Genomic DNA, 6,779 nt, shown 5'->3' with positions numbered 1-6,779 from the left:
GGAACGCATTCCTCAGATGTGATTTGAAACCCCGTTTACACAAAAATTCGGACAGGCCCACATTGACCACCTTGGTGTGGAAAGGGGCGTACTGGTCGGAAATGTGAGTGTAGAACAGTCGCCCCGGCTCGCTGCCGTACTTCGGGTTGACGTGCCCGGTGTTCTCGGCCCGGCCACCCGCCTTGAAGCGTTGCCCGTCCGATGACGAGGTGGTGCCGTCACCCCAGTGCTCGGCGAAGGAATGGCGAAACTGGGCGTTGACCAGCTCTGCCAGCGCGGCGGAATAGGTTTCGTCTCGGACGTGCCAAGCTTGCAGCCAGGATAGTTTGGCGTAGGTCGTGCCTGGGCAGGACTCGGCCATCTTGGTGAGGCCGAGATTGATGCCATCGGCCAGGATAGCGGACAGCAGTAAGGTTTTGTCCTTCGCCTGCTCGCCATCCTTCAGGTGGACGAAGTGGCGGGTAAAACCCGTCCAGTCGTCCACGTCCATCAGCAGCTCGGTGATTTTGACGCGCGGCAGCAGCATGCCAGTCTGGTCGATCAGTGCCTGAGCTGTGTCCGGAACGGCGGCGTCGAGCGGCGTAATCTTCAGTCCGGATTCGGTGATGATCGCATCCGGTAGCTCATTTGCCAACGCCAAGCGATTGACCTTCGTGAGCTGCTGTTCCAGCAGTGTTAGCCGGTCGTGCAGGTACTGGTCGCAGTCGGTGTTAATGGCGATCGGCAGCTCGTTTGCCTGTTTTAGAGCGCCGAATGCATCGGTCGGCAATAGGTACTCATCGAAGTCCTTGAACTGGCGCGAGCCCTGTACCCAGATGTCGCCCGAGCGTAGCGCATTTTTCAGCTCCGCCAAGGCGCAGATTTCGTAGAAACGGCGGTCGATGCCGGTATCGGTGACGACCAGCGGCTTCCAGCGAGGCTTGATGAAGGCGGTAGGTGCGTCCGCCGGCACCTTGCGGGCGCTATCGGCGTTCATGCTGCGCACCATCGCAATAGCGTCCAACACGCCTTGAGCTGCTGGAGCCGCGCGCAGTTTTAGCACATCAAGGAACTCCGGCGTGTAGCGGCGCAGCGTACTGAACTGTTCGCTGACCAGGTGCAAGTGATCGAACGATTCCGGCTGGGCGAGCTGGTCAGCTTCGCTGACGCTGCGCTCGAATTCATCCCAAGTGATGACCCCTTCAATGGCCGCGTAAGGATCAGTGCCAGCCTGTTTCGCTTCCAGCAAGGCGCGGCCGATTCGGGAGTACAACCGCACCTTGTCGTTGATTGCCTTGCCCTGGCTCTGGAACTGCTGCTGATGCTTGTTCTTCGCGGTGCTGAACAGCCTGACCAGAATGCGGTCGTGCAGGTCGATGATTTCGTCGGTGACGGTCGCCATTCCTTCCAACGCGACAGCGACCAGCGTGGCATAGCGTCGCTCGCTCTCGAACTTGGCGAGGTCGGCCGGAGCCATCTGGCCGCCTTCGCGGGCAAGCTTTAGCAGGCGGTTCTGGTGAACGTGATGGCCAATGCCGTCCGGCAGGCTCAGCGCCTGGAAGGTCTTGAGGCGTTCGATGTGCTCCAGCATGTACCGCGAATTTGGTTTCAGCGGTGATTGCCGCAGCCGCATCAACCAAGTGAGGTTACTGTCTGGTCTTACCCGTAACAGGTCATCAAGGCGGCGGCGATGATGTTCGTTCAATGGCCCGCTCAAGGCACGGTGGATGCGCCGATTGGCGCGGGTAATGGACTCTCCACAAGCACGCTCAACCACGGTCAATGCCGGCAGGATGACCCGCCGCTGGCGCAGCATCTCCAGCGCGTGTTCCGCGAGCAGCAGGCCCTTGTCGGTCTGCATCGCGAGATCGGTCAGTGTTTGCACTAGGAAGCGGAAGTCGGACAGCCCAAATGCCGATAACCCGAGATAGGCCCGCAGTTCCTGGAAGTGTTCCCGCCGTGTCTCGTCGCGCTCGCCGTATTTCGTCCACGCATTTACGTCGCCTCGCACCTGTCGCGCGATCCATTCGATGATCGGCTCTGGCAACTGCGTTTCAGTGCCCAAGGCATATCCGGGGTAACGCAGCAAGGCGAGCTGTACCGCGAAGCCAATCCGGTTGGCATCGCCCCGGCGCTGTCGGATTAGCGCCATGTCCGACTCGTTGAAGGTGTAAAAGCGGATCAACTCATCCTGGCTTTCCGGCAAAGCGAGCAGGCTGACCCGCTCAGTGGCGGACAGTATCGAGCGGCGCGGCATGGTCAGTCGTCCGTTTTCAGGTATTGGTACAAGGTTTCACGGCTGATATTGAACTCGCGGGCAAGCTGCGCCTTCTTCTCGCCAGCAGCGGCACGTCGGCACAGCTCGGCCACTTGCTCCGGCATGAGTGCCTTCTTGCGGCCACGATAAGCTCCACGCTGCTTGGCCAGCGCGATGCCCTCGCGCTGTCGCTCCCGGATCAGGGCACGCTCGAACTCGGCAAACGCGCCCATCACCGACAACATCAAGGTAGCCATGGGCGAGTCCTCACCGGTGAAAGTCAGATGCTCTTTGACGAACTCGATATGAATGCCGCGCCGGGTGAGTTGCTGCACCAAGTGGCGCAGATCGTCGAGGTTGCGTGCCAGGCGGTCCATGCTGTGGACCACCACGGTATCGCCCTCGCGCACGAACGACAGCAGCGCGTCGAGTTGCGGCCGCTGCGTGTCCTTGCCAGACGCCTTGTCGGTGAACACCTTGTCCACCTGGATGTTCTCAAGTTGTCGTTCCGGGTTCTGGTCGAAGCTGCTGACCCGGACGTAGCCGATACGGTGCCCCAGCAAAGTGCCTCCGATGGGTGAAGTGTCAGGAATAAATCTATGACCATGCGACATGGAGTGTCAATCTATTACGAAGCGGACTCTATCCTGACGTTAAAGGGTGGCCTACACTGACATCAAGTTAGGGTGTATTTGTCGTTTTCAGAAGGCGACAGCACGGAATGTCAGAAGTCGATTTCACTGCTGGGAACACACCAGGGCAGCACCCATCAGCCTCTGGTCAGTACGTCAATGATCGGGCACGCGGTCTGACCGGTGCCGGTATCACACTGTCGGACCAGGCCGCCCAGCACATCGCGCATGGCCGCCAAATCCGCCATCTTCTGCTCGATCAATGCCAGCTTGCGGGCGGCCAGCGCCCGCGTGTCGTGACAAATGCAGGCTGTATCCAGTGCGAGCAACGCGCCAATCTCGGACAGCGTGAAGCCCAACGCCTGCGCCCGCTTGATGAAGCGCACCCGTCTGACTTGCTCGGAGGCATAGCGCCGATGCCCACCCGGCGGTTTGGGCGGTTCCTCCAGCAGCCCCCGCCGCTGGTAGTAACGAATCGTCTCCACATTCACCCCGGCAGCCTCGGCCAGTTTGCCAATGGTCAGGTCTGCGGCCATCACGTCCTCCTTGACTCCGTACTTAAGTACGGCATTTAGAGTAACACTCAGGTCATCAAGTTCAAGGGAACAGATATGCAGTTCACTGGCAAAGGTTCGCTGATCGCGGGCGCACTGGCCGCCATCGGCGCGTCAGTGTGCTGCGTTGGCCCGCTCGTGCTGCTCGCGCTCGGCATCGGCGGTTCATGGGTGGGGAGCCTCACGGCGATGGAACCGTACCGGCCCATCTTCATCGGCCTGACGCTGCTGTTCCTCGGGCTGACCTTCCGCAAGCTCTACCTGGTGCCACAAGTCTGCACGCCTGGCACACCCTGCGCCGATCCGCGCACGATCCGGCGACAGCGGCTTGTGTTCTGGCTTGTCGCCGCCGGGCTAGCTGGCCTGTTGGCCGTGCCGTGGCTGGCCCCGCTGTTCTACTGAAAGGAGACTCCCATGCGCAAACTGCTGCTGGCCACACTCGCAGCCTTGCCTCTCGTGGCACTAGCCGCCCCACCCAGAACCATCACCCTCGACGTGCAGAACATGACCTGCGAGGTCTGCCCGATCACGGTCAAGAAGGCGCTGGAGAAGGTGTCCGGCGTGAGTGCCGTCCAGATCGATTTCGCCAAGAAGACCGCCACCGTCACCTATGACCCGGACAAGGCCCAGCCGGAGGCGCTGACGAAGGCCACGACGAACGCGGGCTATCCGTCCACCGTTCGGCCATGAGGAAAGCAAGATGCAACTGACTGACATAGACCCCGCACTGGAGCTGATGGCCGAGTTCGGCAAGCTGACCAAGAACACCACTCGCCACATCAACCAGATGCGGCAGGAAGCCATCTTCAGTGACGGCGCGCTGCCTGCGCGCCTGAAAGCACTGGCTGCGATGCTGTGGGCGATCTCGGCCCGCTGCGAGCCGTGCTTCAAGTTCTACGTGCAGCAGGCGGTGAAGCATGGCGCGACCGAGCACGAGTTGGGCGAGATGCTCGCCGTTGCCTCGACGATGGGCGGCTGCGTCGGTGAGATGTGGGCGCTCAAGGCGTTTAAAGCCTACAAGGATCTCAGCAGCGGCCAGGCTGCGCCTGACGTGGAACCAAGCTGCTGTCAGTAAGGGGTTAGCTCACGAAACGGAAAAAATCGTACGCTAAGCCTGCGCCAGGCATTCGTAGCGGCCGGAACTTGCCTTGCTCGACCTGCTTGTTCTGCCGCCAGATGTAGTCGCCGGTCAGATTGATGTGCTCCCAGCCCAGTGGCAAAAGATGCGGTAGCAGCCGCTCGTCGATGTTCTTGCCCGTGTCGCGCAGCGCCTGGACTGCCTGTTCCTAGTAGACTCCGACCGGACACGGCGACCGGCAGCCCAGGGACGGCGCGGCCTGAGCGATCATGCCAACGGTTTGGCATACAAATCCGTCAGTTTCGTGAGCTGACCCCTTATAGTTATTGCACTCCCGGCAGGCATCTTGATGGGCTCGTAGCGAGAACCATCCAGAAAGAACTCACGCGCGAAGACATGGTCGGCTATCGTGGCGCGTACGCTGGGCGCAGTACACGCAGGGCTTGCCGCGATATTTCTTGCTCGACATTGGGCCTCCGAAGCTCAGATAGATGCTCGTGCGGAGCGGCGCCTTGGAGAAAAACTACGGGCGCGTAGCGCCGCTTACAGGCACAGCGGATCTGCTGCAGTCCGCCAGCGGTTAGGCTTGCCCGTTCACCAAGCTCCGGCGTTCGAGCAGCAATACATCTCTCCACCTTCCGGCAAGTTGCCCCATCTTTTCTCGGCGGCCAACTTCGCGGAAACCGACACTACGATGCAAGGCGACGCTGCTACTGTTCTCTGAGAAGATGCCAGCCTGAAGCGTCCAGAATCCTTCACGCTCGGCTTCCTGCACAAGCGTGCCCATCAGCGCCCTACCGATCCCTTTGCCTCGAACTTGTTCGGCCACATAGACGCTGACTTCGGCGACGCCGCGATATACAGGGCGGCTGGAAATAGCACCCAGCACGGCCCAACCTAGCATCAGGCCTTCTTGCTCGGCGACGAACCTACAGGTCGCGATGTGGCTCGCATCCCAGTGCTCCCAACTGGGTGCCTCCGTTTGGAACGTTGCGTTGCCGGTGGCAATGCCTTCCAAATAAATTCGGCGAACTTCGTCCCAGTCTTCGGGATGCATAGAGCGGATGGTTGGATTCATGGCGTCCTTCAGCTTAGGCGAGAGGCTGGCTGTTGCCGGTCAGATTATCAACTTGTGGGCTCTCTTTCAAACCGGCCATTTGACTGCGCGTGCAGACCGAGCGCTTCAGATACCAAGCAGGCCGATGCGATCCAGTTCCTGCTTGAGCTCTGTCCGATCTTCGAACGCAGAGGCCGGAAGCGCCACCAAGGCATTGATGCGTGCCCGCAAGATCGAGTAGGCCGTTTCGAAAGCGGAGTCGCTTTCAGCATCCGTACCAGTTACCTTTGCCGGATCTTCTACCCCCCAGTGCGCACGCATGGTGCCCTCCAAGTAGGCGGTGCATGTCTCTCCTGCAGCGCTGTCGCAAACCGTAATGACAACGTCAGGTGCCATATCGATGGCATCCAAGGATTTGCTGTGCAGGCCCGTCGTGGGGATGCCTTTGCGTGCCAACAGCGCCAATGAGCGCGGGTGCACATAGCCGGTCGGCTTACTGCCGGCGCCAATGTATTGATTGTTGCTTCGGCGAGGATGGATCTACAGGAATTGCCTGTGCATAGGACTAAAAAATATTCATTTTGATGCTCACACGGGTGGTTATTGCAGAAGAGAGCTGAATGCTCTCAGGTGCAAAGCTGGTGCGGGGTTGCCGTCGCCAATTCGCATGAAGATTTTTGGCAGTAGCTTTCTGTGAGGAAGCCAAGCAGTGCTGCGGTTACCTGGCGAAGGCGTATGCCAGGCCGGCGGAAATGATTGCGGCAAACGGCAGGGTCGTGATCCAGGATGCCACCACCTTGCTCAGCTCCTTCGCGCTAGCGGTACGGCTCACACACCCCGCACCGAAGATTGCCCCGATCGAGACATGCGTGGTCGACACCGGGAAGCCAAGCTTGCTGGCGAAGATGACCAGCATGCTGGTGACGAAGTTGGCGCTCAGCCCCTGCACAGCCTCAAGTCGCACAAGCTTCTTACTGACCGTTTCGGCAACCTTCCGGGAGTTCAGAAGGCCGCCAATCCCCATACCAGCGGCGATAACCACGAGCGACGCGTTGACGCTCAGGATATGCGCAGCAAGTAGGAGGGCGATCAATTTTGGCGTGTCGTTGACCGCGCGGGACATGCAGATGCTAAAGCCGCTCACGATGTGCAGGGAGTCGACGATCGACTGAACCTTGAAGACCTTGAGCACGGAGCCGGTATAGCGAATACGACAGACTGA

Annotated in this window: 9 protein-coding genes and 1 pseudogene; 3 read left to right on the top strand and 7 right to left on the bottom strand. The window is 60.1% G+C overall.

The window, feature by feature from the left end; genetic code table 11:
* From IE083_RS14980 to merR, 3 genes are all read right to left on the bottom strand, one after another.
* The coding region (locus IE083_RS14980) for a Tn3 family transposase (RefSeq protein WP_189354838.1) at positions 1-2,236 on the bottom strand (2,236 nt) is incomplete at its 3' end.
* Between the two features lie 2 nt (positions 2,237-2,238).
* Positions 2,239-2,799 carry a recombinase family protein gene (locus tag IE083_RS14975; RefSeq protein WP_189354837.1) on the bottom strand — a complete coding sequence of 187 codons (561 nt, stop codon included), beginning with the start codon at positions 2,797-2,799 and terminating at the stop codon, positions 2,239-2,241.
* Between the two features lie 206 nt (positions 2,800-3,005).
* Positions 3,006-3,404 (bottom strand): mercury resistance transcriptional regulator MerR, encoded by a 399-nt coding sequence (gene merR, locus IE083_RS14970; RefSeq protein ID WP_189354836.1) that lies wholly within the window; start codon positions 3,402-3,404, stop codon positions 3,006-3,008.
* Positions 3,405-3,479: 75 nt separating this feature from the next.
* On the opposite strand from merR, the gene IE083_RS16105 reads away from it, so the two are divergent.
* From IE083_RS16105 to IE083_RS14955, 3 genes are read left to right on the top strand one after another with little or no spacing between them, the layout of a single operon-like run.
* Complete coding sequence (locus tag IE083_RS16105; protein WP_189354835.1) at positions 3,480-3,824, top strand: mercuric transporter MerT family protein; 345 nt, start codon at positions 3,480-3,482, stop codon at positions 3,822-3,824.
* A 12-nt stretch (positions 3,825-3,836) separates the two neighbouring features.
* Entirely contained in the window at positions 3,837-4,112 is a 276-nt protein-coding gene (gene merP, locus IE083_RS16100) for a mercury resistance system periplasmic binding protein MerP (RefSeq protein WP_189354834.1), read from the top strand.
* A gap of 10 nt (positions 4,113-4,122) precedes the next feature.
* Positions 4,123-4,497, top strand: coding sequence for a carboxymuconolactone decarboxylase family protein (locus IE083_RS14955; protein WP_189354833.1), 375 nt, complete (start codon positions 4,123-4,125; stop codon positions 4,495-4,497).
* Between the two features lie 4 nt (positions 4,498-4,501).
* Here IE083_RS14955 and IE083_RS14950 read toward each other — a convergent pair.
* The 4 genes and pseudogenes from IE083_RS14950 to IE083_RS14935 form a co-directional block, all read right to left on the bottom strand.
* A pseudogene (locus tag IE083_RS14950) lies at positions 4,502-4,708 on the bottom strand (Tn3 family transposase); the annotation flags it as partial.
* A gap of 372 nt (positions 4,709-5,080) precedes the next feature.
* A complete protein-coding gene (locus IE083_RS14945; RefSeq protein WP_189354832.1) occupies positions 5,081-5,578 on the bottom strand; it encodes a GNAT family N-acetyltransferase in 498 nt (165 codons plus the stop codon).
* Between the two features lie 105 nt (positions 5,579-5,683).
* Positions 5,684-6,037 carry an arsenate reductase/protein-tyrosine-phosphatase family protein gene (locus IE083_RS14940; protein WP_229799782.1) on the bottom strand — a complete coding sequence of 118 codons (354 nt, stop codon included), beginning with the start codon at positions 6,035-6,037 and terminating at the stop codon, positions 5,684-5,686.
* 238 nt (positions 6,038-6,275) lie between these two features.
* Positions 6,276-6,779, bottom strand: a 504-nt coding sequence (locus IE083_RS14935) for an inorganic phosphate transporter (RefSeq protein WP_189354831.1), incomplete at its 5' end; no start/stop codon positions are given.

Origin of the sequence: Vogesella fluminis, from assembly GCF_014652335.1 — a bacterium.
In the GTDB taxonomy this organism is placed as follows: Bacteria; Pseudomonadota; Gammaproteobacteria; order Burkholderiales; family Chromobacteriaceae; genus Vogesella; species Vogesella fluminis.
The sequence above is the reverse complement of the archived record's forward strand: the minus strand, read 5'-3'. Positions and strand labels throughout refer to the sequence as shown.